At 72.7% G+C, this 24,947-nt stretch carries 21 protein-coding genes; 14 read left to right on the plus strand and 7 right to left on the minus strand.

Annotation, left to right across the window (positions count from 1 at the left end; all coding sequences use genetic code 11):
- Positions 1-13: 13 nt before the first annotated feature.
- From AMA02S_RS30335 to AMA02S_RS30385, 11 genes are all read left to right on the plus strand, one after another.
- On the plus strand, positions 14-1,249 hold the full coding sequence (locus tag AMA02S_RS30335; protein ID WP_245667898.1) for a cytochrome P450: 1,236 nt from the start codon (positions 14-16) through the stop codon (positions 1,247-1,249).
- Positions 1,250-1,310: 61 nt separating this feature from the next.
- Entirely contained in the window at positions 1,311-2,399 is a 1,089-nt protein-coding gene (locus AMA02S_RS30340; RefSeq protein WP_067464978.1) for a DUF3616 domain-containing protein, read from the plus strand.
- Positions 2,400-2,464: 65 nt separating this feature from the next.
- Positions 2,465-3,694: an acyl-CoA dehydrogenase family protein gene (locus AMA02S_RS30345; protein WP_067464981.1), complete on the plus strand. Its 1,230-nt coding sequence runs from the start codon at positions 2,465-2,467 to the stop codon at positions 3,692-3,694.
- Between the two features lie 137 nt (positions 3,695-3,831).
- Entirely contained in the window at positions 3,832-4,371 is a 540-nt protein-coding gene (locus AMA02S_RS30350; RefSeq protein WP_067464983.1) for an FHA domain-containing protein, read from the plus strand.
- A 109-nt stretch (positions 4,372-4,480) separates the two neighbouring features.
- Complete coding sequence (locus AMA02S_RS30355; RefSeq protein WP_067464985.1) at positions 4,481-5,725, plus strand: ROK family transcriptional regulator; 1,245 nt, start codon at positions 4,481-4,483, stop codon at positions 5,723-5,725.
- 56 nt (positions 5,726-5,781) lie between these two features.
- Positions 5,782-7,113, plus strand: coding sequence for an ABC transporter substrate-binding protein (locus AMA02S_RS30360; RefSeq protein WP_067464988.1), 1,332 nt, complete (start codon positions 5,782-5,784; stop codon positions 7,111-7,113).
- A 3-nt stretch (positions 7,114-7,116) separates the two neighbouring features.
- Positions 7,117-8,124, plus strand: a complete 1,008-nt coding sequence (locus tag AMA02S_RS30365; RefSeq protein WP_067464991.1) for a carbohydrate ABC transporter permease — start codon at positions 7,117-7,119, stop codon at positions 8,122-8,124.
- Complete coding sequence (locus tag AMA02S_RS30370) at positions 8,121-8,966, plus strand: carbohydrate ABC transporter permease (RefSeq protein ID WP_067464994.1); 846 nt, start codon at positions 8,121-8,123, stop codon at positions 8,964-8,966. Before AMA02S_RS30365 ends, AMA02S_RS30370 begins: the two co-directional genes overlap by 4 nt.
- Complete coding sequence (locus tag AMA02S_RS30375) at positions 8,963-10,237, plus strand: 6-phospho-beta-glucosidase (RefSeq protein ID WP_067464997.1); 1,275 nt, start codon at positions 8,963-8,965, stop codon at positions 10,235-10,237. Before AMA02S_RS30370 ends, AMA02S_RS30375 begins: the two co-directional genes overlap by 4 nt.
- Complete coding sequence (locus AMA02S_RS30380; protein ID WP_067465000.1) at positions 10,234-11,223, plus strand: N-acetylglucosamine kinase; 990 nt, start codon at positions 10,234-10,236, stop codon at positions 11,221-11,223. The genes AMA02S_RS30375 and AMA02S_RS30380 overlap by 4 nt, the downstream gene beginning before the upstream one ends.
- A 45-nt stretch (positions 11,224-11,268) precedes the next feature.
- The gene (locus AMA02S_RS30385; RefSeq protein ID WP_067465002.1) at positions 11,269-12,195 is read left to right on the plus strand and encodes a TIGR03619 family F420-dependent LLM class oxidoreductase; all 927 of its coding nucleotides are present in this window, start codon (positions 11,269-11,271) and stop codon (positions 12,193-12,195) included.
- Between the two features lie 98 nt (positions 12,196-12,293).
- On the opposite strand, the gene AMA02S_RS30390 is transcribed toward AMA02S_RS30385, so the two are convergent.
- Together AMA02S_RS30390 and AMA02S_RS30395 are read right to left on the minus strand one after the other, a co-directional pair.
- On the minus strand, positions 12,294-12,734 hold the full coding sequence (locus tag AMA02S_RS30390) for an Lrp/AsnC family transcriptional regulator (protein ID WP_084265749.1): 441 nt from the start codon (positions 12,732-12,734) through the stop codon (positions 12,294-12,296).
- A gap of 112 nt (positions 12,735-12,846) precedes the next feature.
- Positions 12,847-13,944 (minus strand): LacI family DNA-binding transcriptional regulator, encoded by a 1,098-nt coding sequence (locus AMA02S_RS30395; RefSeq protein WP_067465005.1) that lies wholly within the window; start codon positions 13,942-13,944, stop codon positions 12,847-12,849.
- Between the two features lie 153 nt (positions 13,945-14,097).
- Between AMA02S_RS30395 and AMA02S_RS30400 the strand changes: the two genes are divergently transcribed.
- Positions 14,098-15,348 carry an ABC transporter ATP-binding protein gene (locus tag AMA02S_RS30400; RefSeq protein ID WP_067465008.1) on the plus strand — a complete coding sequence of 417 codons (1,251 nt, stop codon included), beginning with the start codon at positions 14,098-14,100 and terminating at the stop codon, positions 15,346-15,348.
- A 105-nt stretch (positions 15,349-15,453) separates the two neighbouring features.
- Here AMA02S_RS30400 and AMA02S_RS30405 read toward each other — a convergent pair whose 3' ends face one another.
- The 5 genes from AMA02S_RS30405 to AMA02S_RS30425 form a co-directional block, all read right to left on the minus strand.
- On the minus strand, positions 15,454-16,371 hold the full coding sequence (locus tag AMA02S_RS30405) for a carbohydrate ABC transporter permease (RefSeq protein WP_067465012.1): 918 nt from the start codon (positions 16,369-16,371) through the stop codon (positions 15,454-15,456).
- Positions 16,368-17,783, minus strand: coding sequence for a carbohydrate ABC transporter permease (locus tag AMA02S_RS30410; protein WP_067465015.1), 1,416 nt, complete (start codon positions 17,781-17,783; stop codon positions 16,368-16,370). Before AMA02S_RS30410 ends, AMA02S_RS30405 begins: the two co-directional genes overlap by 4 nt.
- A 31-nt stretch (positions 17,784-17,814) precedes the next feature.
- Positions 17,815-19,152 carry an ABC transporter substrate-binding protein gene (locus AMA02S_RS30415; RefSeq protein WP_067465018.1) on the minus strand — a complete coding sequence of 446 codons (1,338 nt, stop codon included), beginning with the start codon at positions 19,150-19,152 and terminating at the stop codon, positions 17,815-17,817.
- Positions 19,149-20,378: an ABC transporter ATP-binding protein gene (locus AMA02S_RS30420; protein ID WP_067465021.1), complete on the minus strand. Its 1,230-nt coding sequence runs from the start codon at positions 20,376-20,378 to the stop codon at positions 19,149-19,151. The genes AMA02S_RS30415 and AMA02S_RS30420 overlap by 4 nt, the downstream gene beginning before the upstream one ends.
- Before the next feature lie 213 nt (positions 20,379-20,591).
- Positions 20,592-21,701, minus strand: a complete 1,110-nt coding sequence (locus tag AMA02S_RS30425; protein WP_245667899.1) for a M24 family metallopeptidase — start codon at positions 21,699-21,701, stop codon at positions 20,592-20,594.
- A gap of 221 nt (positions 21,702-21,922) precedes the next feature.
- On the opposite strand from AMA02S_RS30425, the gene AMA02S_RS40780 reads away from it, so the two are divergent.
- Together AMA02S_RS40780 and AMA02S_RS30435 are read left to right on the plus strand one after the other, a co-directional pair.
- Positions 21,923-23,890 carry a SpoIIE family protein phosphatase gene (locus AMA02S_RS40780; protein ID WP_084265750.1) on the plus strand — a complete coding sequence of 656 codons (1,968 nt, stop codon included), beginning with the start codon at positions 21,923-21,925 and terminating at the stop codon, positions 23,888-23,890.
- Positions 23,891-23,921: 31 nt separating this feature from the next.
- On the plus strand, positions 23,922-24,842 hold the full coding sequence (locus tag AMA02S_RS30435) for a 5'-3' exonuclease (RefSeq protein WP_067465023.1): 921 nt from the start codon (positions 23,922-23,924) through the stop codon (positions 24,840-24,842).
- The last annotated feature ends 105 nt before the right edge of the window (positions 24,843-24,947 follow it).

Here is a 24,947-nt window from a genome sequence, read left to right on the forward strand (position 1 = left end):
TATCCTCGAACGGGTGACCTCCGATGACCTGCCCGGCGCCCCGGCCGGCCCCCTGCCCCACGGCCCGCGGGCGGATCTGACGGCCCGGTACCCTCTCGGCTCATCGGCGACCGTCGCCGAACTGCAGGACGATCCGTACGCGCTGCTGGCCCGGCTGCGCGGAAGCGAACCCGTCTCGTGGCTGCCCGCCCTCGGCGGGTGGCTGGTGACCTCCCGCCCCCCGGCCCTGCGCGTCATGCGCGACGCCGCCGCGTTCACGGTGGACGACCCGCGCTTTTCCACCGCCCAGCTGGTCGGGCCGAGCATGCTGTCGCTGGACGGCCCCGTCCACACCCGGCACCGCGACCCGTTCGCCCGGCCGTTCCGCCCCGCCCGTACACGCGAGCGGTTCGCCGCCTTCGTCCGAGACGAGGTGGACCGGCTCGTCGGCGGCCTCGCCCCGGCGGGCCGCGGCGAACTGCGCGGCGACCTGGCCGGGCCCCTGGCCGTCGCGGTCGTCGCCGAGGCGCTCGGCCTGGACGGTGTGGACGCCGCGACCGTCCGCTCCTGGTACGGGGCGTTCGTCGAGGCCGTGTCCGCCATCACCGCCGGCGGCAGCGCGCCGGAACGTTCCAGTCAGGCGTACGCGCTGCTCCGCGACGCGGTCGCCGGGGCGATCCGGGACGGCGCCCCCGGGTCGGTGCTCACCGAGGCCGCGCACCCGGAGGCGGGGCTGGACACCGCCGAGGTCGTCGCCAACGCCGCCATCCTGATGTTCGGCGGCATCGACACCACCGAGGGGATGATCGCCAACCTGGCGTGGCACCTGCTCGGCGACCCCGCGCAGCTCCGGCTCGTGCTGGACGAGCCCGGCCTGCTGCCCGCCGCCATCGAGGAGTCGCTGCGGCTGGAACCCTCGGCATCGGTCGTCGACCGCTACGCCACCCGCGACACCGACCTCGGCGGGGCAGCCGTGCGGGCGGGCGACCTCGTCCGGGTTTCGATCACGGGCGCCAACCGCGATCCGGCGGCCTTCCCCGACCCCGGCCGGTTCGATGTCCGCCGGGCCAACGCCGGCGAGCACCTGGCGTTCGCGCACGGCCCGCACTTCTGCTTCGGCGCGCACCTGGCCAGGCTGGAGGCCCGGACCGCGCTCGGCGCTCTGCTGGAGCGGCTGCCCGGGCTGCGGCTCGACCCGTCCCGCCCGTCCGCGCCGCACGGCCTGGTGTTCCGCAAACCACCCCACCTGCACGTGCTGTGGGACGTTTAGCGGCCCGTCCAGGACCGGCCCACCGGGCATTCGGATCCGAGTTCTGTGGGAACATCTCCAAATGATCGTCGAACGCCGGGTCGAGCTGCGCTTCGGGCATGAAAGCCGGGAAGCCGAGACGCACACCAACCTGTCCGCCGTGCGCCAGGACGGCCGCTGCCTGTGGGTGGCGGGCGACGAGACCGCCACCATCGAGCGGCTCACGGCCACCCTGGACGGCGACGGGCGCGTCACCGGCTACGACGGCCAGGCCACGATCGCGCTCGCCGAGCTGGTCCCGCTGCCGGCCGGGCCCGACGAGGAGGCCGACATCGAGGGCCTGGCACGCGCCAACGGGTGGCTGTGGGCGATCGGCTCGCACAGCCTCAAGCGCAAGAAGATCAAACCAGGGCAGTCCGCGTCCAAGGCCCGCAAGCGCCTGGCCACGATCGTCCGCGAGGACAACCGCTTCATCCTCGCGCGGCTCCCCCTCGTCACCGGTGAGGACGGGCTGCCCGAGGTCGTCCGCGCGGACGGCGACCGCACCGCCGCCGTGCTCGGCGGGCGCGGCGACTCCCTCACCGACCTGCTGGAGGACGACCCGCACCTTGCGCCGTTCCTGTCGATCCCCAGCAAGGACAACGGCATCGACGTCGAAGGCGTGGCCGCGCACGGCGACCGCCTCTACATCGGGCTGCGCGGGCCGGTGCTGCGCGGCTGGGCCGTCCTGATCGAGATCCGTCCCGACCAGGATCCAGACGACCCGCACCGGCTGCGGCTGCGCCCGGTCGGCGACGGCAAGGAGCTGTACCGCACCCATTTCCTCGACCTCGGCGGCCTCGGCATCCGCGACCTGTGCCCGCACGGCGACGACCTGCTCGTCCTCACCGGCCCGAGCATGGACCTGGACGGCCCGGTCCGCGTCGTGCGGTGGCGCGGCGCGGTCAAGGCGGACGCCGCCGAGATCGTGCCCGCCGACGAACTGGAGGTGGTGGGCGACCTCCCGTACGGCGACGGCGACGACCACGCCGAGGGCATCGCCGTGCTGGACGAGGCCGACGCGGCGGGCACCCGTGTCCTCGTGGTCTACGACAGCCCCTCCCCCGGGCGCCTCACCCCGCACGGCGGCGTAGTCGCCGACGTGATCGACCTCGGTACACCACCTGAATAAGCGCTCACTTTCGACGTCTGCTTGGATGGGATCGCAGACCTGCGGGAGTCGAGGGGCGGGCGGTCATGATCGAGTGGTCCGAGGAAGACCTGATGATCCGGGACGCGGTGCGCGGCTGGATCGACACGGAGGTCCGCCCCAACCTGGACGCCCTGGAGTCGGGCGATCTGCCGCCCTACGACCTCATCCGGAGGCTGTACAAGACGTTCGGCATGGACGAGATGGCCCGCTCGTCCTTCCACGCCAGGCTGGCCCGGGCACACGGGGGCACGCCGGGCGAGGCGGCCCCGGACGGCGAGAGCGCCGACGGCGGACGGCCGGGCGGCGGGAACGCGGCGATGACCCTGCTGCCGGTCATCGAGATGTGCCGGGTCGCGCCCGGGCTGGTCTCGGCGATGGGCGTCAGCCTCGGCCTCGCCGCCGGCACGATCATGAAGCGGGGGACGGCCGCGCAGAAGCGGCGCTGGGCGCTGGACCTGCTCACCCTGGACAAGGTCGGCGCGTGGGCCATCACCGAGCCGAACTCCGGGTCCGACGCGTTCGGCGGCATGCAGGCCACCGCCCGCAAGGCCGGCGAGGAGTACGTCCTCAACGGCGGCAAGACCTTCATCACCAACGGCCCCTACGCCGACACGATCGTGTTCTACTGCAAGCTCGACGACGGCGGAGACCCGCGCGAGCGAGAGATCCTCACCTTCGTCCTGGACCGCGGCATGCCGGGCCTGGAGCAGACGAAGCCGTTCCGCAAGATGGGCCTGCACTCCTCCCCCACCGGCGAGCTGTACCTCACCGACGTCCGCGCGGGCGCCGACCGGCTCCTGGCGGCGGGCGCGGGCGGCGGCAAGGAGTCGGCCCGGCAGAACTTCGTCACCGAACGCGCCGGCGTCGCCGCGATGGCGCTCGGCGTCATCGAGGAGTGCCTGAAACTGTCGGTCGAGTACGCCAAGACCCGCGAGCTGTGGGGCCAGCGCATCGGCGACTTCCAGCTCATCCAGCTCAAGCTGGCCAAGATGGAGGTCGCGCGGCTCAACGTCCAGAACCTGGTGTTCCGGCACATCGAGATGCAGCGTGCCGGACGCGCGCCCACCCTCGCCGAGGCGTCGGCGATGAAGCTGTACTCGGCGCAGGCCGCCAGCGAGGTCGCGCAGGAGGCCGTCCAGCTGTTCGGCGGCAACGGCTACATGAGCGAGTACCGCGTGGAGCAGCTCGCCCGCGACGCCAAGTCGTTCCAGATCTACGCCGGCACCGACGAGATCCAGGTGACCCACATCGCCCGCGACCTCCTCTCGCGCTAGCGGACCCCGCCTCGGAGGGAACGGCACGAACCTTTCGAGACCGCGCGACGTCGAAACAGGTGGGGGGCGGGTGCGGGCGAGCGCCCGTCTCCCGGCTCGTTCTGGACAGGCGACAACGAGAACTGGATACTCACAGCATGGACGGTCGGCCCTCATATCCGGTGCGAGCGTCCGACCGGGAACGCGACCGGGTCCTGCGCGCCCTCGGTGACCGCGTGGCCGAGGGACGGATGTCGCACGAGACGTTCGAGCGGCGCGTCGACCAGGTGCTGCGAGCGCGCAGCCGGGCCGAACTCGCCGACATCGTGCACGACCTGCCGCCCGCCGGCCGCGTCGTCGGCCGGCTCACCGGCATCATCTCCTCGGTCTCGCAGGTGACCGCGCGGATCGAGGCCGCCTGGCGGGCGCCGCGGCTGCCCCGCTTCGCGCTGCCGCCGCGCGAGCTGACCCGGATCGTCGTCGGCCGCGCCCCCGGCTGCCAGTTCGTCCTCACCGACCTGACGGTCTCGCGCTTCCACGCCGAGATCTACCAGTCCGACGAGGGCTGGATGATCTCCGACCTCGGCTCCATGAACGGCACGCGGGTGAACGGCTGGCGGCTGACCGGCCCCGCCCGCGTCCGCCCCGGCGACGAGGTCGGCTTCGGCAACGCCGCGTTCATCGTCACCGCGCCCTGACGGCCCCCACTCCCCGCGACCTTTCTCGGTCCTGGGTCTTGACGTGATCGTTTAGAGTCCTTACTTTCTCCTCCAAGTTAGGAAACTTTCCTAATTCGGAGGGAGCGCCGTGCCCTCGCCCGTCCCCGGGACGCCCAGCCCCGGAACCCCCAGCCTGCTGCGCTCCATCAACGACCGCGCCGCACTGGAGGCCCTGCTCGCCCGCGGGCCGCTCACCCGCCCGCAGATCTCCGAGCTGACCGGCATCTCCAAGCCCACCGCCTCGCAGCTGCTCGCGCGGCTGGAGCAGGCCGGGCTCGTCGTGCGGGACGGGATCCGCGAGGGCCTGCCCGGCCGGACCGCCGAGCTCTACCGGCTGAACGCGGCCGTCGCACACGTCGCCGGCGCCGACGTCACCCCCGCGCGGATCCGCGCGACCGTCGCCGACCTCACCGGGACGGTCGTCGGCGCACACACCCTGCGCACCCCCGGCCGCACGCACGTGGACGTCGTCGCCCGGGTGGGCGAGGCGCTGGACGGTGCCGCCGCGGCCGCGGGCCTCACCCGCGCCCACCTCGACCGCGCCGTCATCGGCATCCAGGGCGCGGTCGACCCGGGCACCGGCCGCCTCGGGTACGCCGCGCACATCCCCGGCTGGCACATCCCCGACCTGACCGGCACGCTCGCCGGCGGCCTCGGCGTCCGCGTCGCCATCGAGAACGACGTCAACCTCGCCGCGCTCGCCGAACTCGCCGGCGGCCGGGCCACCGGCACGGGCGACTTCGTGCTGCTGTGGGTCGCCGACGGCGTCGGCATGGCCGTCGTGCTGAACGGCGCGCTGCACCGTGGCGCGACCGGCGGCGCCGGCGAGATCGGCTACATGCCGGTGGTCGGCGCGCCCCTCATGCGGGACGTGCGCCGCACCCACACCGGCGGCGTGCACAGCATCACCGGCGGCGTGGCCGTGCTGCGGCTGATGCGCGAGCACGGGTTCCGCGGCCGGGACGCCGCGACCGCCCTCAGCCGCGCCGCCTCCGACATCGGCGCGGCGCGCCCCGCCGGCCACACCGCCGGCGCCTCCGACGCCGGCGCACGCGCCGAGCGTGCGCTCACCGAACTGGCGGCGCGTCTCGGCGCCACCCTCGCCACGGTCGTGGCGGTCCTGGACCCCGCCCTCGTCGTCCTCACCGGCGACGTCCTGCACGCCGGCGGGGAACCGCTGCGCGCCCGCGTCCAGCAGCACCTGCACAGCCTGACGATCCCGCGCCCCAAGGTGCGGCTCAGCTCCGTCGAGGGCAACCCCGTCCTGGCCGGGGCGCTCCGCCAGGCACTCCAGGAGACCCGCGAGGAGGTCTTCTCCAGCACCGCCCCCTAGATCCCTCCCCCCGTGGACGGCGCCACCAGCCGTCCCTCCCCCGAAGGAGAACCGGAGTGCGCACCACGACACCGCGCCGGGTCGCGGCGGCCCTGGCCGCCGCGGCGCTCGGCCTCACGGCGGCCTGCACGGCCGGCGGCAGCGGCGACCAGTCCACCAGCGGCCCCAAGGCCGGGGAGGCGCAGACCATCGAGGTCTGGCACGGCTGGAGCGCCGCGCACGAGGTGAAGGCGTTCGAGAGCGCCGCCGCCGGCTTCCACAAGGCCCACCCCAACATCACCGTCAAGCTGGTCAAGGACCAGACCGACGAGCGCATCTCCAACGCCATCCGCGGCGGGAGCCCGCCCGATGTGGTCTCCTCCTTCACCACCGACAGCGTCGGCCAGTGGTGCCAGAGCGGAGCCTGGCAGGACCTGGCGCCCTACATCGCCAAGTCCGGGCTGGACCTGAACCAGTTCCCCAAGGCCGTCCAGGAGTACACCCAGTACAAGGGCCGCCGCTGCGCGATGCCGCTGCTCGCCGACGCCTACGGCCTCTACTACAACAAGGCCCTGATGAAGGGCCAGCAGCCGCCCAAGACCATCACCCAGCTGACCGACCTCGCCAAGAAGCTGACCGTCCGCGACCCCGACGGGACGATCAAGGTCGCCGGGTTCATGCCGTCCGTCCAGTACTACGAGCACATGCCCCAGCACGTCACCACGCAGTTCGGCGTCAAATGGCTGACCCCCGACGGGCACGCCGGCTTCTCCAAGGACCCCGGGTTCAAGGCCTACCTGCAATGGACCAAGAGCCTGATCGACTGGTACGGATACGACAACGTCAAGCGGTTCCTGCGCTCGCTGGGCCAGGAGTTCGAGGCGTCCAACCCCTTCCACAAGGGCAAGGTCGCGATGGCCATCGACGGTGAGTGGCGCACCAAGTTCCTCCAGGAGGAGGCGCCCAAGGTCGACTACGGCACCGCGCCCGCCCCCGTCGCCGACGGCCAGGAGGCCCACTACGGCGGCGGCTACGTCACCGGGACGGTCATCGGGGTCCCCCGCGGCTCCAAGCACGCCCAGGCCGCATGGGAGTTCATCAAGTACCTCACCACCGACACCGGCTCGCTCGTCACCTTCGCCAACGCGCTCGGCAACGTCCCCACCACGATCGCGTCCCTGTCCTCGCCGAACCTGACCCTCCCCCCGCAGTTCAAGACGTTCCTCGACATCTTCAAGAACCCGAACTCCTCCACCTCCCCGCCCACCCCGAACGGCAACGACTACATGGTGAAGTTCCAGCAGTTCGTCCAGGACGAGTGGGAACCCGGCAAGGTCAAAGACCTCGACGCCGCGCTCACCGGCCTCGACCGCAAGGTCGACGACGCCCTCAAGCTGGCCGGGGGCTGACCGGTGACCTCCGTCGCACCGCGCGCCTCCTCCGGCACCGGGCCGCGGGGCCCCTCCCGCCGGGCCGGCCGGGGCGCGCGGGCGGCGGCGCCGCGGGCCCGGCGTCGCCGCCGGCTCCAGGTGCTGGCCTTCCTGTCCCCCTGGCTGATCGGGTTCGGGATGTTCTTCGCCTACCCGCTCGCCGCCACCGTGTACTTCTCCTTCACCCGCTACAACCTGTTCACGCTGGAGTACGTCGGCCTGGACAACTACCGCTTCCTGCTGAACGACGGCGACGCCTGGAAGGCGATGCGCAACACGCTGTGGCTGGTGGCGATCGTGGTCCCGCTGCGGGTCCTGTTCGGCCTCGGCGTCGCCCAGCTCCTCACCAGGATCAGACGCGGCGGCAACCTGCTGCGGTCGGTGTTCTACGTCCCGTACCTGATCCCGCCGGTGTCGGCGACCGTGGCGTTCGTGTTCGTGCTCAACCCCGGCACCGGCCCCTTCCCGGTGATCACCCGCCACCTGGGCTTCTCGCTGCCGGACTTCTTCAACGATGCCGCCTGGGCCAAGCCCGGCCTCGGCCTGCTCGGGCTGTGGGCCGTCGGCGACGTGATGATCATCCTGCTGGCGGCGCTGCTGAACGTCCCGAAGTCGCTGTACGAGGCCGCCTCGATCGACGGCGCCGGGCCGTGGGCGCGGTTCCGGCACATCACGCTGCCGACCGTCTCGCCCGTCCTGGCGTTCGCGGCCGTCACCGGCGTCATCCAGACGCTGCAGTACTTCACGCAGGCGATGGTGGCGGCCAAGGTCGCCTCCGGACGGGCCGACCTGGCCGGCACGCACTTCGCCCCCGGCTACCCCGGGGGATCCACGCTGACGTTCCCGCAGTGGCTCTACGACGAAGGGTTCCGGCAGTTCAACATGGGCTACGCCTGCGTGCTCGCGCTGGTCATGTTCCTGCTGGCGATGGCGTTCACGCTCGTCCTGCTCCGGCAGTTCCGCGCGTTCGCCGGCGAGGAGGCGTCGTGACCGCCCGCGCGAGCGCCCGGCCCTCGCGGTCGCGGCGGACGCTGCTGTTCATCGCCACCCACGCCGTCGCCGTCGCCCTCGCGGTGATGTTCCTGGCACCGCTGGTATTCATGTTCCTCACCGCCGTGATGAGCGACGAGCAGGCTCTCAGCTCCACGCTGTGGCCGCGCGAGTGGCACTTCGAGAACTTCCGCCGCGTCTTCACCGGCGACATGGTCCGCTGGACGCTCAACAGCACCATGTATGCGCTGGCGTCCACGGCGTTCATGCTGGTCTCCAGCGTCCCGGTCGCCTACGCGCTGGCCCGCTTCCGGTTCCGCGGCCGCAACGCCGCGCTCGTCGTGGTGATCTCGGCGATGATGCTGCCGCCGCAGGTCACGATGGTGCCGCTGTACATCGTGTGGTCCCGGTTCCAGCTGACCGGCACGCTCTGGCCGCTGATCATCCCGCAGCTGTTCGGTGACGCGTTCTCCATCTTCCTGCTCCGCCAGTTCCTGGTGACCATCCCGCGCGAGTACGCCGACGCCGCCCGCGTGGACGGCTGCGGGGAACTGCGGACGATGCTGCGGGTCGTCCTGCCGATGGCGAGGCCGGCGCTGGCGGCGGTGGCGCTGTTCCAGTTCTTCTACTGCTGGAACGACTACTACGGGCCGCTGGTCTACGCCAAGCCCGAGAACTGGACACTGGCCATCGGCGTGGCGACGTTCCGCGCCGCCCACCACGTGGAGTGGAACCTGACCATGGCCGCGACGCTACTGACCATCATGCCGGTCCTGGTGGTGTTCTTCCTTGCCCAGCGCGTCTTCATCCAGGGCGTAACCTTGACGGGAGTGAAGGGTTGAAGCTGACAGTCGTCGGGGGTGGCTCCACCTACACCCCCGAACTGGTGGACGGGCTCGCGCGGATGCGCGCCGACCTGCCGGTCTCCGAGCTCGTCCTCGCCGACCCCGACGCCGGGCGGCTGGAGCTCGTCGGCGGGCTCGCGGCACGGATGTTCGCCCGCGCCGGGCACCCCGGCACCGTCCGCACCGCCGTGCTCGACACCGCCGCCGACCTCGATGACGCGGTGGAGGGCGCCTCGGTCGTGCTGCTCCAGCTGCGCGTCGGCGGCCAGGCCGCCCGGCAGGTGGACGAGACACTGCCGCTGACCTGCGGATGCGTCGGGCAGGAGACCACCGGCGCGGGCGGGCTCGCCAAGGCGCTGCGCACCGTCCCGGTCGTCCTGGACATCGCCGGGCGCGTCACCGCCCGCGCCCCCGACGCCTGGATCATCGACTTCACCAACCCCGTCGGCATCGTCACCCGCGCCCTGCTGGACGCCGGCCACCGCGCCGCCGGCCTGTGCAACGTCGCGATCGGGGTCCAGCGCCGCGCCGCCGGTCTGCTGGAGGTCCCACCCGACCGGGTGGGTCTCGGGCACGCCGGCCTCAACCACCTCACCTGGGTCCGCTCGGTGACGGTGGACGGCGAGGACGTCCTGCCGGCGCTGCTCGACGAGCACGCCGAACAGCTCTCCGGGGCGTCCGGCCTGCCCGCGGAGTTCCTGCGCGGGCTCGGCGCCCTCCCCTCCTACTACCTGCGGTACTTCTACGAGCACGACCGCGTGGTCGAGGAACAACGGGGCTCCCCGACCCGCGCCGAGACGGTCGCCGCGCTCGAACGCGACCTGCTCGACCTGTACGCCGACCCGACCCTGGACACCAAACCGGCCCGCCTGGACGAGCGCGGCGGCGCCTACTACTCCGAGGCCGCCGTCCAGCTCGCGGCGTCCCTGCTCACCGGACGCGGCGACACGCAGGTGGTCAACGTCCGCAACGGCGCCACGTTCCCCTTCCTGGGCGAGCAGGCGGTCATCGAGGTACCCGCGCGGATCACCTCCGCCGGGCCGGAGCCGCTGCCGGTTTCACCACTGGAGCCGTTGTTCGCCGGCCTGGTCGCCCATGTGTCGGCCTACGAGGAGCTCGCGCTGGACGCGGCGCTGCGCGGCGGAGTCGACCGCGTCGCCGCCGCGCTGCTCGCCCACCCCCTCATCGGGCAGCGCGACACCGCCGACCGCCTCGCCCGCGAGCTGGTCGCCGCCAACCGCGCCCACCTGCCCTGGGCCACCCGATGACCCGTCCGGAGGGGGTCCTCATCGCCGTGGACGGCGGCAACAGCAAGACCGACGCAGCGGTCGTCGGGCCCGCCGGCGACCTGCTCGCCACCGCACGCGGCGACGGGTTCCGGCCGCAGGCCGACGGCCTCGACACCGCCGTGGACACGCTCGGCGCGGTCATCGACACCGCTCTCGACCGCGCCGGCGTCCCGCCCGGCGGCGTCGCCCACCTCGCCGCGTACATGGCCAACGTGGACCTGCCGGGCGAGGAGGAGCGGCTGGAGAAGCTGCTGCTCGCCCGCGGCCCCGCGCCGAGCGTCACCGCCGGCAACGACACCTTCGCCCTGCTGCGCAGCGCCGTGAGCGAGGGCTGGGGCGTCGCCGTCGTCTGCGGCGCCGGGATCAACTGCGCTGGCGTCGCCCCCGACGGCCGCACCGCCCGGTTCCCCTCCCTCGGCCCCCACACCGGCGACTGGGGAGGCGGCGGCGAGCTCGGCCGCGCGGCGCTGTGGCACGGCATCCGCGGCGAGGACGGCCGCGGCCCCGCCACCGCCCTGACCGCCGCCGTCGCCGCGTACTTCGGTGTCGCCCGCGCCATCGACGTGGGCCTTGCCATCCACCGCGGCGAGATCGGCCTCGACCACCTCACCGTCCTGTCCCCCCTGATGATCGACACCGCGGAGGCGGGCGACGAGGTGGCCCGCGGCGTCGTGGCCCGCCTCGCCGAGGAGGTGGCGATCCTCGGCTCGGTCGCGCTGCGCCGCCTGGACCTGCTGGACTCCCCCGCCGACGTCGTCCTCGGCGGCGGCATCCTGCGCGCCCGCCGGCCCCTGCTGATGGACGCGATCGCCGAACGTTACGCCGGCGTCGCCCCCCACGCCCGGCTCCTCGTCCCCGAGGCCCCGCCGCTCCTCGGCGCCGCGCTGCTCGGGCTGGACCATCTGGCCGCCCCGCCCGCCGCCCACGCGACGCTCCGGGCCGGCTTCCACCGCCCCGGACCTTGACGTTGTAAGGTCGAGCTGGAGGGCGATGACGAGGAGGAACGCGCCGTGCAGATCGGTTTCTCGGTGCCGGTGACCGGGGCGTGGGCCACACCCGCCAACCAGGTCGAGATCGCGCAGCGGGCGGAGGAGCTCGGCTACCACTCGCTCTGGACGCTACAACGCCTGCTCAATCCGGCCGGTGCGGCCGACCAGACCTACCGGGAGGTGCCCGATCCGCTGGTGACGCTGGCCTACCTCGCCGGCTTCACCCGGCGGGCGCGGCTCGGCGTCGCCGTGCTGAACCTGCCCTTCTACCCGCCGCCGATCCTGGCCAAGCAGGCCGCGACGCTCGACCACGTCACCGCCGGACGGTTCGACCTCGGCCTCGGGCTCGGCTGGATGCCCGCGGAGTTCGCCGCGGTCGGCGCGCCGATGGAACGGCGCGGGGCGCGCGCCGAGGAGTTCCTCGGCGCGCTGCGGGCGCTGTGGGGCGGCGGGCCCGGCGACGCCAGCGAGTACCACGGCGAGTTCTACGACATCCCGCCCGTCACCATGGACCCCCGTCCCCTCCAGCCCGGCGGGCCGCCGATCCTGCTCGGCGGCGCGTCGGAGGGCGCGCTGCGCCGCGCCGGCCGCCTGGCCGACGGCTGGGTCAGCGCGAGCCGCGCCGACCCCACCACGCTCGGACGGTCCATCGAGATCGTCCGCGGGGCGGCCGAGCAGGCCGGCCGGGACCCCGCCACCCTGCGTTTCGTGTGCCGCGCCGCCGTCCGCGTCCGCCCCGGCGGCCAGCCCGACCGCAGGCCGCTCACCGGCACCCACGAGGAGATCAGGAGCGACTTCGAGGCGATCGCCGCCCAGGGCGTCACCGAACTGTTCGTCGACCTGAACTTCGACCCCGAGCTCAGCGCCCCCGACACCGCCGCCACCGAGGCGATGCGCCGAACCCACGAATCCCTGAACGCCTTCGCCCCGATCACACCGAGCATGTGACCCGGCCCTCTGGCCCGTCAGCCCAGAGCATCACGCAAGCGCGCTACCTGACCCGTGAGGCGAAGCCGAAGGCGAGGCCCACGGGCTGGGATGAATATCTACAGCGGCGGGCGCCGGCCTTCCCAGGGCGTGCTGAGGACGACCGTGGTGCGGGTCGCGACGTTCGCCGCCGCGCGGATCCGTTGGAGCAGGTCCTCCAGCTCGTTCGGTGAGCCGACGCGGACCTTGAGTATGTAGCTCTCGTCCCCGGCGACCGAATGGCAGGCCTCGATCGCCGCGAGATGCGTCAGCCGGTCGGGCGCGTCGTCGGGCGCGGCGGGGTCGATCGGTTTGATCGACACGAACGCGGTGAGCGGCAGCCCGATCTGCTCGTTGTCGAGCTGGGCGGTGAATCCCTTGATGACCCCGCGCTTTTGCAGCCGCCGGACGCGCTGGTGCACGGCCGACACCGACAGGCCGGTCTCCTTGGCCAGATCGGTGAAACTCATGCGTCCATCGTCGGCCAGCAGCGCCAGGATCTGACGATCGATCTCCTCCACCCAGGAAATCTAGCGCGCCCGGCGCGGTGGTTGGGCCCCTGCGGATCACATATCGAGGTCCCCGCCCCGATCGTCTCGCCATCTGGACGGTTGGACGCGCGTCCAGGAGGTTTCAGGCGTGCCGGGCCGTCCCACGCCCGGGGGCGCGGGCGGTGCGAAGCGGGCCGCAGCTGCCCCGGACGACCAGCTCCGTCGGCAGCAGCACGGGACCGCCCCTGCCGCGCCGGGCCCGGTCGCGCAGCAGCAGTTCGCAGGCCCGGTAGCCGATGTCGCGGGCGGGACGGGCCACCGCCGTCAGCGGCGGGTCGCACAGTTCGGCCCAGGCGACGTCGTCGACCATCGCGATGGACACGTCCGCGGGGACCCGCAGGTCAAGCCCGCGGGCCACCAGCACGGCGGCCTCGCCGAGCAGGTGGCCGGCGGCCAGCACGGCGGTGACGTCCGCGCGGCGCTGCAGCAGCCCGGCCGCGGCGGCGTAGGCGGCATCACCCGCCGAGCGGGCCGCGACGATCAGGTCCTCCTCCAGCGGGACGCGCAGCTGGGCGAGGGTGTCGCGGAAGGCCCGCTCCCGCACTCCCCACGACGCCCCGGGCGGGCCGTCCCGGCCGGTCGAAGCGGCTCCGGAGGGGGCACCGGGCGGGGCGGCGCCGAGGAAGCCGATACGCCGGTGGCCGAGCCCGACCAGGTACTCCACGAGGGAGCGGACGCCGCCGGCGTCGTCGGCGAGGACGGCGGGGATCTCCGGCAGGCGGGGCAGGACCCGGTCGGCGAACACGACGCTGGAGCACACCCGGGCGGCGGCGCGCCAGTCGGCGTCCTCGCCCGCGGGCACCGCGATGACCCCGTCCACGCGCTGTTCGACGAGCCGGTCGACGATCTCGGCCTCGCGGGCGGGATCGCCGTGGGCGGCGTCGACGATGACGTGCTCGCCGAGGGTGCGGGCGCAGGCGAGCACTCCCGCGACCAGGTCGGCGCAGAAGGGGTCGGTGACATCCGGGACGATCAGCCCGATGCCGCCGCTGCGGCGCAGCTTGAGGCCGCGGCCGAGGGCGCTCGGCCGGTAGTCCAGCTCGCGGGCGGCGGCCAGCACCCGCTCGCGGGTCGCCGCGCTCACCGAGCCCGTCCCGGAGAACACCCGCGACACCGTGGCGATACCGACGCCGGCCGCGGCGGCCACGTCCTTGATCGTCGCCGAGCGCGCCGGTGTCATCGTCGGGTCTCCTCGCGGTCCGCGGGTCTGGCGATCATCTTCTCATGACCACCCCTCCCCTGGAAACGATTCCATGTTGTTTACTCCTCACACTGACGTGAATTCCCTGTTGGACAGGGTGGATGGGAAACGTTTCCATCGGAAGGGGAGCTGATGGCAAAGATCGTTCTAGACCGGGTGGACAAGGTGTACGCCGGTGGCGTCAAGGCCGTGGACGGCCTGGACCTGGAAATCCGCGACGGCGAGTTCATGGTGCTGGTGGGGCCGTCGGGGTGCGGGAAGTCGACCGCGCTGCGGATGATCGCCGGTCTGGAGGAGATCAGTGGCGGCAAGATCTCCATCGGCGAGCAGGTCGTGAACGACCTGGCGCCCAAGGACCGTGACATCGCCATGGTCTTCCAGAACTACGCCCTGTACCCGCACATGACCGTCGAGCAGAACCTGGCGTTCGGTCTGAAGCTGCGCGGCACGCCCAAGGCGGAGATCCGGCAGAAGGTGCTGGAGGCCGCCAAGATGCTGGGCCTGGAACAGTTCCTCGGCCGCAAGCCCGCCGCGCTGTCGGGCGGCCAGCGGCAGCGGGTCGCGATGGGCCGGGCGATCGTCCGGGAACCGCAGGCGTTCCTGATGGACGAGCCGCTGTCCAACCTCGACGCCAAGCTGCGCGTGTCGATGCGCGCGTCCCTCAGCCAGCTCCACGACCGGCTCGGCGTCACCACCGTCTACGTCACCCACGACCAGGTCGAGGCCATGACGCTCGGCTCGCGGGTGTGCGTGCTGCGCGAGGGGCGGCTCCAGCAGGTCGACACGCCGCAGCGGCTGTTCGACAACCCCGTCAACCTGTTCGTGGCGGGCTTCATCGGTTCCCCGGCGATGAACTTCGTCTCCGCCGAGTTGGTACGCGGCGACGGCGGCGCGCATGTCGCGTTCGCCGGATACACGCTGCCGGTACCGGACGCGACGCTCACCGACAAGCCCGGCCTGCAGAACTACTTCGGCCGCCAGGTGATCCTCGGCATCCGCCCCTCCGACTTCGAGGACGCCGCGCACGCCAACCCCGACTGGGCGCCGATGGCGGTCAAGAGCACCGTCACCGAGGAGCTCGGCAGCGAGATCAACGTCATCTTCGCCATCGACGCCCCGCCGGTCGAGCACAAGGACACCGCCGACCTCGCCGAGGACGCCGCCGAAGGCGAGAGCGAGGCGATCCCGCTGATCGACAACCGGGCGCTGTGGACGGCGCGCGTCAACTCCCGCTCCCACGTCCGCCCCGGGCAGCAGGTGGATCTGGCCGTGGACACCAAGCGGCTGCACTTCTTCGACCTCGCCAGCGGCCTTGCCATCGGGCACCCCGACGCCGGCGGACCGGCCCCGGCCGACACCGTCACCGACGGCCTGCGCAAGTAGAGCCGCACCGGCACCGGACGCGGTGATGCCCCGGCCCGGGCGGGCCGGGGCATCACCGCGTCCAGCCGCGTGGCGGTCGAGTGCGCCGCGGCCAGGCGTCCGTCGTCACTTCACCGAGCCCGCGAGAACACCCTGGACGAAGTAGCGCTGGAAGGCGAAGAACACCGCGAGCGGGACGATCAGCGACAGGAACGCGCCGGGCGCGAGGATGTCGATGTTGCCGGTGAACTGCCGCATCTGCGACTGCAGCCACTTGGTCATCGGCTGGGACTCGGTGTCGGCGAACACCAGCGAGACCAGCAGGTCGTTCCACACCCACAGGAACTGGAAGATGCCGAGCGAGGCGATCGCCGGGCCGCCCAGCGGGAAGATGACCCGCCGGAAGATCGTCCACTCCGAGCCGCCGTCCATCCGCGCCGCCTCGAGCAGGTCCCGGGGGATCGCGGCGAAGAAGTTGCGGAGCAGGAAGATCGCGAACGGCAGCCCGAACGCGACGTGGAACAGCACCACACCGGTCACCGAGCCGAACATCGTGAACCCGCCGAAGTCGATCCTGCCGTAGAGCTTGGCCACCGGCAGCAGCGCCACCTGGACGGGGACCACCAGCAGCGCCACCACCAGCAGGAACAGCCAGTCGCGGCCGGGGAACTCCAGCCACGCGAACGCGTACGCCGCCAGCGAGGCGATCCCCACCACCAGCACCGTCGCCGGGACGGTGATGAGCACGGTGTTCCAGAACGAGTCGACGAAGTCGGGTTTGTCCAGCAGCGCTGAGTAGGACCCGAACGTGAGCTGCGACGGCTGGGTGAACACCTTCCACCAGCCGCCGGCGTTGTTGTCCTCGTTGGAGCGCAGCGACTCCACCAGCAGCCCCAGCGTCGGCACCAGCCAGAACAGCGCGACGAGCGCCAGCACCCCCTGGACGGCGCCGCCGCCGAGCCGCCCGACGACCGCCGCGGCCAGGCCCCGCCGCGGCGCGCCCGAGGCGCCGCCGGCGGGCGCGCCCTTGTCAGCGGTGCTCATCTTCGCTCCTGCCGCAGTCGCCAGATGTTGAACGCCATGGCGGGCAGGACCAGCAGGAACAGCAGCACCGCCATCGCGCTGCCCGCCCCCTGGTCGTTGCCGCCGCCGAACGACTCGGTCCACATCTGCAGCGCCAGGACGCTGGCGTCCGGGTCGCCGCCGCCGATGATGAACACCAGGTCGAACACCTTCAGCACGTTGATGACCAGCGTCACCAGCACGACCACCAGCACCGGTGCCAGCAGCGGGATCGTCACCCGCCGGAACACCTGCCACTCGGTCGCGCCGTCCACGCGGGCCGCCTCCAGCGCGTCCCGGGGGATCGCGGCGAGCCCGGCGGCGATCAGCACCATCGCGAACCCCGACCACACCCACAGGTAGGACCCGATGATCGCCGGGGTGATGAGGGTGCCGCCGAGCCATTCGGCGCCGCCGTAGGAGGCGGTGAAGTTGTCCTTGGGCAGCCGGACCGTCACCGGGCCGGACGGCACCTTCGTCAGCGTGAACGTCCCGTCGGGGCCGGTGGTGGCCTTGGCGACGGCCTTGCCGCCCTGGACCGCCTCGACCCTGACGCCCGGCAGCCCGACCTCCCCGGCGTTGGGGGTGTTGGGTGCGCCCCCGCCTCCCTTGGTGAAGTCGAACCACACCGTCCCGGTGAGCTGCCCCGGCCGGGCGGCGGGCGCGGGCGCGGCGGGCCTGGCGTTCCCCGGCAGGTACTCCGGCTTGACCTTCAGCAGCGGGACGAGCACGCTCTGCCCGGCGGCGAACGACGCGGTCGTGACGACCGCACCGCCCTCCTCGCGGATCGGCTGGTTCCCGCCACTGCGCGGCCCCGCGCCCGGATAGGCCGTCCCGCCGCGGAACATGTCGTGGACGGCGACCATCGCGGCGTTCGCCAGGCCCTTGTCGGGGTCCTGCTGGTACACCAGCCGGAAGATCACACCGGAGGCGAGGAACGAGATCGCCATCGGCATGAACACCACCATCTTGAACGCCGTCGACCACCGGATCCGTTCGGTGAGGACGGCGAACAGCAGGCCGGCGATGGTCACGAGCGTCGGCGCGACGACGACCCAGATCGCGGTGTTGCGGACCGCGACGAGGTTGTCGTGCCCCTGGAAGACCCCCGTGTAGTTGTCGACGCCGACGAACGAGTCGCCGGAGGCGTCGAAGAAGCTGCGGATCACCGAATAGACGATCGGGTAGACGACGAGGAAACCGAGCAGCAGCAGCGCGGGCAGCAGGAACAGCAGCGCCAGCCACGACGGCGGAGTCAGCCGCTCGCGCCTGCCGCGGCGTCTGTCGGTCCCACCGGGCCGCGTGGCCGGCCCGTCGGGAGCCGGCCCGTCCGGAACCGCCGCGGCGCCGCCGGCCGCGGCGACCGGCGGCGTCCCCTCATGCGAAGCCATCATCCAAGGTCCCTGTCCGTCGCATGCCGGCCGCCTACTCGTAGGCCTTGGCGGCCTCGGCTTCGAGCTTGGCCTGCGTGCCCTTGACGTCGGACGGCCTCTGCACGAACGTCCGCAGCGCCTCCCACTCCCCCTTGCCTGGGGTCGCGCCGAACGCGGCGGGCGTCAGGTCGGACATGTCGTAGCGGGCGGCGTCGCCGGCCTGCTGGAGCTGGGTGATGAGCTGCTTGGCCACCGGGTCGGAGTAGGCGTCCGGGGCGACGCCCTTGTTCGGCGTCAGGTATCCGCCGAGCCCCGCCCAGACCTTGCCGGCCTCCGGGGACGCCAGGAACTTCATCAGCTCCTGCGTGCCCTTGCCGTCCTTCAGCGCGACCGCGATGTCGCCACCGAGGATCGCGGGCGCGGTACCGCCGGCCTTCGGGAAGGCGAACACCTTGGCGTCCGTGCCGACCTTGGCCTTGGTGGTGGCGATGTTCGCGGCGGCGAAGTCGCCGCCGTAGACCATCGCCGCCTTGTTCTGCCCGAACGTCTGCGTGACCGACTCGTCGAATTTGGTCTTGGTGGCGGTCGCGACGCCGCCGCTCAGGAGGTCGGGCTTGCCCCAGATCTGGGCGAGGGTCTGCAGCGCCTTGCCGACCGTCGGGTCGGTCCACTTGATCTCGTGCTTGGCGAGCTTGTCGTAGTTGTCCGGTCCGGCCTGGGAGAGGTAGACGTTCTCGAACCAGTCGGTCAGCGTCCAGGAGTCCTGCGGTCCGGCTGCCAGGGTGAAGGGGGTGGTGCCCGAGTCCTGGAGGGTGCCGGCGGCCTTGACCAGTTCGTCGAACGTCACCGGTGGCTGCACGCCCGCGTCGGCGAACACCTGCGGCCGGTACCACAGGATCGACTTGTAGGCCGCCTTGACCATCACGCCGTAGGTCTGGCCCTTGGCGGAGCCGAGTTCCTTCCAGTACGGCGAGAAGTTCGTGCCGACCTCGGCCACCACGGCCGCGGAGAGCGGCTTCAGCGATCCCTTGGCCGCGTACTGCTGCATCAGGCCCGGCTGCGGCAGGATCGCCACGTCCGGCGGTGTCTTGGCCGCCAGCCTCGGTCCGAGGTAGGCGTCGGTGTTCTCGCCGGTCGAGGCGTAGGTGACGGTCGCGCCGGTCTTCTTCTCGAACGCCTGCAGCACCTTGCGGAAGTTGGCCTCCTCCGGGCCCGTCCACTTGGCCGCGACCTCGATCTTGGTGCCCTTGAGCGCTCCCCCGCCGGCGGGTGCCGACGCCTCGTCGCTCTTGTCGTCATCGCCGCCGCATGCGGCCGCCGACAGGACCAGTCCCGTCGCCACCGCCGCGCTCAGGAAGCGCCTGCCCCTCGCATGCCTGCCGACCCTCATTCCTCATCCCTCCTGGACGCCCCGGCGCCGTCCGATCCCCAGATCGACGCGCCGGTATCGATATCGAAGAAGTGCAGGCGGCCGGTGTCGACGTTGATCGTCACCGGGTCGCCGACCTTCACGCGGGTGCGGGGGTTGAACCGCGCGACCAGGTCCGTACGGGGACTCTCCAGCCGCCCGAGCACGTCGGTCCCCGCGTCGCGGGCGAGTTCCCGGGTGTCCTCGGTGACGACCTGAGCGGCCTCCACCGCGAAGTGGACCAGCACGTCCGAGCCCATCGCCTCGACCAGTTCGGCGGTCGAGGTCAGCGCGCCGCCCTCGGACGTCTCGACGAGTTCGGCGTCCTCCATGTCCTCCGGGCGGACACCGACGACGACGTCCCGTCCCAGGTAGGACGCCAGGGCCGGGCGCTCGGTCAGCGTTCCGGCCGGCAGTGACAGCCGCTGGCCGCCGACCTCCAGCAGCGGATGCCCCGCGTCCCCGGACAGCGTGCCCTGGAGCAGGTTCATGGCGGGCGAGCCGATGAACCCGGCGACGAACAGGTTCGCCGGCCGGTCGTAGAGCTCCTGGGGCGGCGCCACCTGCTGCAGTTCGCCCTTCTTCATCACCGCGACACGGTCGCCGAGGGTCATCGCCTCGGTCTGGTCGTGCGTGACGTAGATCGTGGTGACGCCGAGGTCGCGCTGGATGCGGGCGATCTCCGCGCGCATCTGGACGCGGAGCTTGGCGTCGAGATTGGACAGCGGCTCGTCCATCAGGAACGCCTGCGGCTCCCGGACGATCGCCCGGCCCATCGCGACCCGCTGCCGCTGGCCGCCCGACAGGTGGCGGGGCTTGCGGCCCAGGTGCTCGGTGAGCCCGAGGATCCGCGCGGCGCGGTCGACCTTCTCCCTGATCTCGGCCTTGGGCACCTTGCGCAACGACAACCCGAACCCGATGTTGTCGCGGACGGACAGGTGCGGGTACAGCGCGTAGCTCTGGAACACCATGGCGACGTCGCGGTCGCGCGCGGGGACACGGTTGACGACCCGGCCGCCGATCGCCACCTCGCCCTCGGAGATGTCCTCCAGCCCGGCGACCATCCTCAGCGCGGTGGTCTTTCCGCAGCCCGAGGGCCCGACCAGGACGAGGAACTCCCCGTCGGCGACGCCGAGGGTCAGGTCGGTCACGGCCCGGGTGCCGTCGGGATAGACCTTCCCGACGTTGGTCAGATCGACCCCTGCCACGGCTTCTCCTCTCGGCGCTACCCCCGCGTAACAACGAGACAAACTGGTACAGGCCGTGACGCCCGCAGTGCAATATGAACTGTGCGCGCTGACACATTTGGTGCAGCGATCGTTATCCACCGGCCTCCCGGGTCTTTCGGGCGTCCCACGAGACTCCGGGAGCACCGTGGGGGCGGGGACGCGTGTGCGTCCCCGCCCCCACGGCGGCAGGGGTCAGCCCGTGATCACCAGGCCGTGCCCGGTGACGTTCATCGGGTCGTACCCGTCCTCGGTGCACACGACGATGTCCTCGATGCGGGCGCCGTGCGGGCCCGGGTAGATGCCCGGCTCGATCGAGAACGCCATGCCCGGCTCCAGCGGCTCCCGGTTGCCGGCGACGATGTAGGGCTCCTCGTGCGACTCCAGCCCGATGCCGTGGCCGGTGCGGTGGAAGAAGTGCGCGCCGTGCCCGGCCGCGGCGATGATGTCGCGGGCCGCCGCGTCCACCGCCTCGGGCGTCACCCCGGGGCGGACGGCCTCGCACGATGCCCGCTGTGCCTCCTCCAGCACCTGAAAGTACTCCCGGTACGCCGCGGGCGGCTCGCCCACGCAGTAGTTGCGGGTGGAGTCCGAGCAGTAGCCGCTCGGCATCGTCCCGCCGATGTCGACCACGACCGGCTCGCCCGGCGCGATGACCCGGTCCGACAGCTCAGCGTGCGGGTTGGCGCCGTTCGGCCCCGACCCGACGATGACGAAGTCGACCCGGGCGTGCCCCTCGGCGATGATCGCATCGGCGATGTCGCGTCCGACCTCCCGTTCCGTCCGTCCCGCCGTCAGGAAGCCGGGCACGCGCCGGTGGACGCGGTCGATCGCCGCGCCCGCCTCCCGCAGGGCCTCCACCTCGGCGGCGCTCTTGCGCATCCGCAGCTCGCGCAGCACGCCGCCCGCGGCGACCTGCTCGGCGCCCGGCAACACCGCACGGAACCGCAGCGCCATCACCGCCCACATGCGGTCGGCCACGCCGACCTTCGTGACCCCCTGCGGCAACCGGCCAACGGCCAACGCGAACGGGTCTTCGGTCTCGTCCCACGGCACGAGCTCCACGCCGAGGGAACCGGCCGGCGACTCCTGCGCGGCGGGCAGCTCCAATCTCGGCACGACCATGAACGGCTCCCCCGCAGCGGGCACCACCAGACAGGTGAGCCTCTCCAGTGGCAGCGCGTCATAGCCGCTGACGTAGCGCAGGTCCGGGCCCGGCGTGAGGAACACCGCGCCGAGGCCGGCCTTCGCCGTCGCCTCCTGCACCTGCCCCAGACGCTCGCGCGGATACAACTCCGTTGTCACATCCGTCTCCATTCCGGTCGCGGCGCCTCGCACGCGGCACGTGCCGCGCCGCGAACCGCCGCTTCCTCCTCCCTGTGACCTGGTTCTGTTACCTTCTGTACGTGTTCCGATACAGGACCGCCCGCTTCGGATACGGCACCAGGATCCCAAGAACCCGGGCGCGCCGCCGCCCCGGCCCGCCCGTCACCGCGCTACGCGGCGGCTGATCCGCGGGGCTCGGGATGGACAGCGACGCCGGCACCGCCCTGGCCGCCACCGTCGAGCGCCTGCGCCTGGAGCTGGACGCCGAGCGGCGCGGCCGCCGCGCCCGCATGGCGGTCGAGCAGGCCAAGGGCGTCCTCGCCGAACGCCTGGGCTGCGGGCTCGACACCGCCTACGACCACCTGCTGGAGCTGGCCGCCGACACCGGCGTCGAACCCGCCACCGCGGCCGCGCTCCTCCTCGGTACCGACCCGGCCGCTCCCGCGATCCCCGCGCCCCGCACCGCCGAGCCGCCTGCCCTCCCCGGCCCCCCGCTCCGGCCATTCGCTCCGCAAGGGCCGGAGACTTCACACGAACCCCGCCGCCCGGCGGGGCGAAGCGGGCACGGGGGTCCACACGAGCGTGAGGTCCTGGAGGGGCGCGCGGCCCAGAGCCTGCACGATTCCCAGCGCGGGCTCGAAAGCCCTGGCCGAGCCCAGCTCCGGTACGGGGCCCGCGGCTCGGCGCCGTCTCAAGCCGAGGTCGGAGCGCGGCCGGTGGAGGGAGCCGGCGAGGGGCCTCCCGAGCCCTGGCCACAGGCGGTGCTGGACGTCATGCAGGGGCCTGGCGCGTTCATGACGCCTGTGCGCGATGCGTCCGGACGGGTGGTGGAGTTCCGGGTGGAGGCGGTCAACGCCGACGCGACCGCGCTCCCGGGGCTGTTCGAGGAGTACCTCCGGGTTCTGGAGACCGGTGTCCCGCTGCGGCGCGGCCACGCGGGTGGCGGGCCCAGCGTGCGGGCGTGCCGGGTGGGCGACGGGGTCCTGGTCGGCTGGCGGTTCCACGACGACACCGCCGACCTCGCCGCGCAGCTCGCGCTGGCGCAACGGCTCGGCAACATCGGGTGGGCGCGCTGGGACCTGGCCACCGGCGACGCGCGCTGGTCCGACCAGGTCTACGAGATCTTCGGCCGGGACCGGGCCGCCGGACCGCCGCCGCTGGACCGGCTCGCCGACCATGTCGTCCCCGCCGACCTGCCGCGGGCCGAGCATCTGTTGCGCAGCCTGCTCGCTCACCGCGAGCCCGCCGACGCCGAGCTGCGGCTGCGTGCCGGCGCGGAGGTGCGGCACGTGCGGGTGACGGCCGAGCCCGTCCTGGACCCGCTCGGTGAACCGGCGGCCCTGCACGCCGTCTTCCAGGACGTCTCCCAGCGCCGCCGCTGCGACGAGACGCTCGCCGCGACCCGCCGGCAGCTCATGCGGCAGCGCCGCCGCATCGCCGAGGAGCGGCACATCGCCGTGGAGCTGCAACGCGCGATCCTGCCGCTGCCGCGGGGGCCGCGCGCGCTGCCCGGCCTGCGCACCGCCGTCCGCTACCTGCCGGCGCGCAGCGAGACGCGCGTCGGGGGCGACTGGTACGAGGCCGCCGCCCTGTCGGACGGGGAGGTGTTCCTCGCCATCGGCGACGTGTCGGGACACGGCCTGCCCGCCGCCGCGCAGATGGCCCGGCTCCGCAACGCCCTCAGCGGCCTGACCTGCACCGGCGCCGCCCCTGACCGGCTGCTGGCGTGGCTGAACCGGCTGCTGCTGGAACGGCCGTCCCCCGACCGGCACTCCACGCCCACCGCGAGCGCCATCGCGGCCCGCTACGAGCCGGGTCCGCGCGTCCTGACGTGGGCGCAGGCCGGGCACCCGCCGCCGCTGCTGCTGCGCGGCGGACGCGCCGAACTGCTCGACCCGCCGGAGGGTGTGCTGCTCGGCGCCCTGGAGGCGCCCTGCCTGGAGCTCGCCATCACCCGCCTTGAGCACGGCGACCTGCTGCTGTTCTACACCGACGGCCTCATCGAGCGCCGCGACCGGGATCTGGCCGAGGGGTTCCGGCTGCTGCGCGCGGCCGTCGAGGAACGCGCCGCCGCGCCCCCGGACGCGGTCATCGACCATGTCCTGCGCTCCCTCGGCGCCGCCAATCCCGACGACGACACCTGCGTCCTCGCCGTCCAGGTCGCCTAGAACCGTCCCACGGCCGTGCGACGATGGGCCCATGAGCGGGTTGATGCTGCTGGACACGCCGTCGTTGTACTTCCGCGCCTTCTTCGGGGTGCCCGAGTCGGTGACCGCGCCGGACGGGACGCCGGTGAACGCGGTGCGCGGTCTCATCGACATGATCGCCCGGCTCGTCCAGGACCGCTCCCCCGAACGGCTCGTGTGCTGCATGGACGCCGACTGGCGGCCGGAGTTCCGGGTGGCGGCGCTGCCGTCCTACAAGGCGCACCGGGTCGCGGACGACGGCGGCGACCAGACGCCGGACGCGCTGGAGGCGCAACTGCCCGTCATCGACGCGGTACTCGACGCGTTCGGCCTGGCCAGGGTCGGTGTCGCGGGATACGAGGCCGACGACGTCATCGGGACCCTCGCGGTGCGGGGCGCGGCCGACGGCCCGGTCGACATCGTGACCGGTGACCGCGACCTGTTCCAGCTGGTCGACGACGACGGTCCCGTCGCCGTCCTGTACACCGCGCGCGGAATCAGGAACCTACAGATCATGGGCGAGAAGGAGGTCGCGGCCAAGTACGGCATCCCGGGCCGCGGCTACGGCGACTACGCGACGCTGCGCGGGGACCCCAGCGACGGTCTGCCCGGCGTGCCGGGGGTCGGCGACAAGACGGCGGCGGCGCTGGTCACCCGGTTCGGGTCCGTCGAGGGCATCCTCGCGGCGCTGGACGCGGGCACCGACGAGGGGTTCCCGGCGGGTGCGCGGCGCCGGATGGAGGCGGCGCGCGAGTACCTGGCGTCCGCCGAGACGGTGGTGCGGGTCGTCACCGACATCGGCGCCCCCGCGCTGGCGGGGCTGGACGACCGGCTGCCGTCGGCACCGCGCGATCCGGAGGCGCTCGTCGCGCTGGCCGAGCGCTGGAACCTGGACGGTCCCGTGAACCGCCTCCTGAACGCCCTCGCGCGCTGAGGGGGCGTCTGCCCCACCCGGTACCGTGAGCTGGGGACTTGACTCTCACCTGGTCCACTGTGTCAGGTGACGCAGACAGGGCGGGTCCGCGAGTGCAGCCTTGCG

The organism is Actinomadura macra NBRC 14102, from assembly GCF_001552215.1.
Classification (GTDB): domain Bacteria; phylum Actinomycetota; class Actinomycetes; order Streptosporangiales; family Streptosporangiaceae; genus Spirillospora; species Spirillospora macra.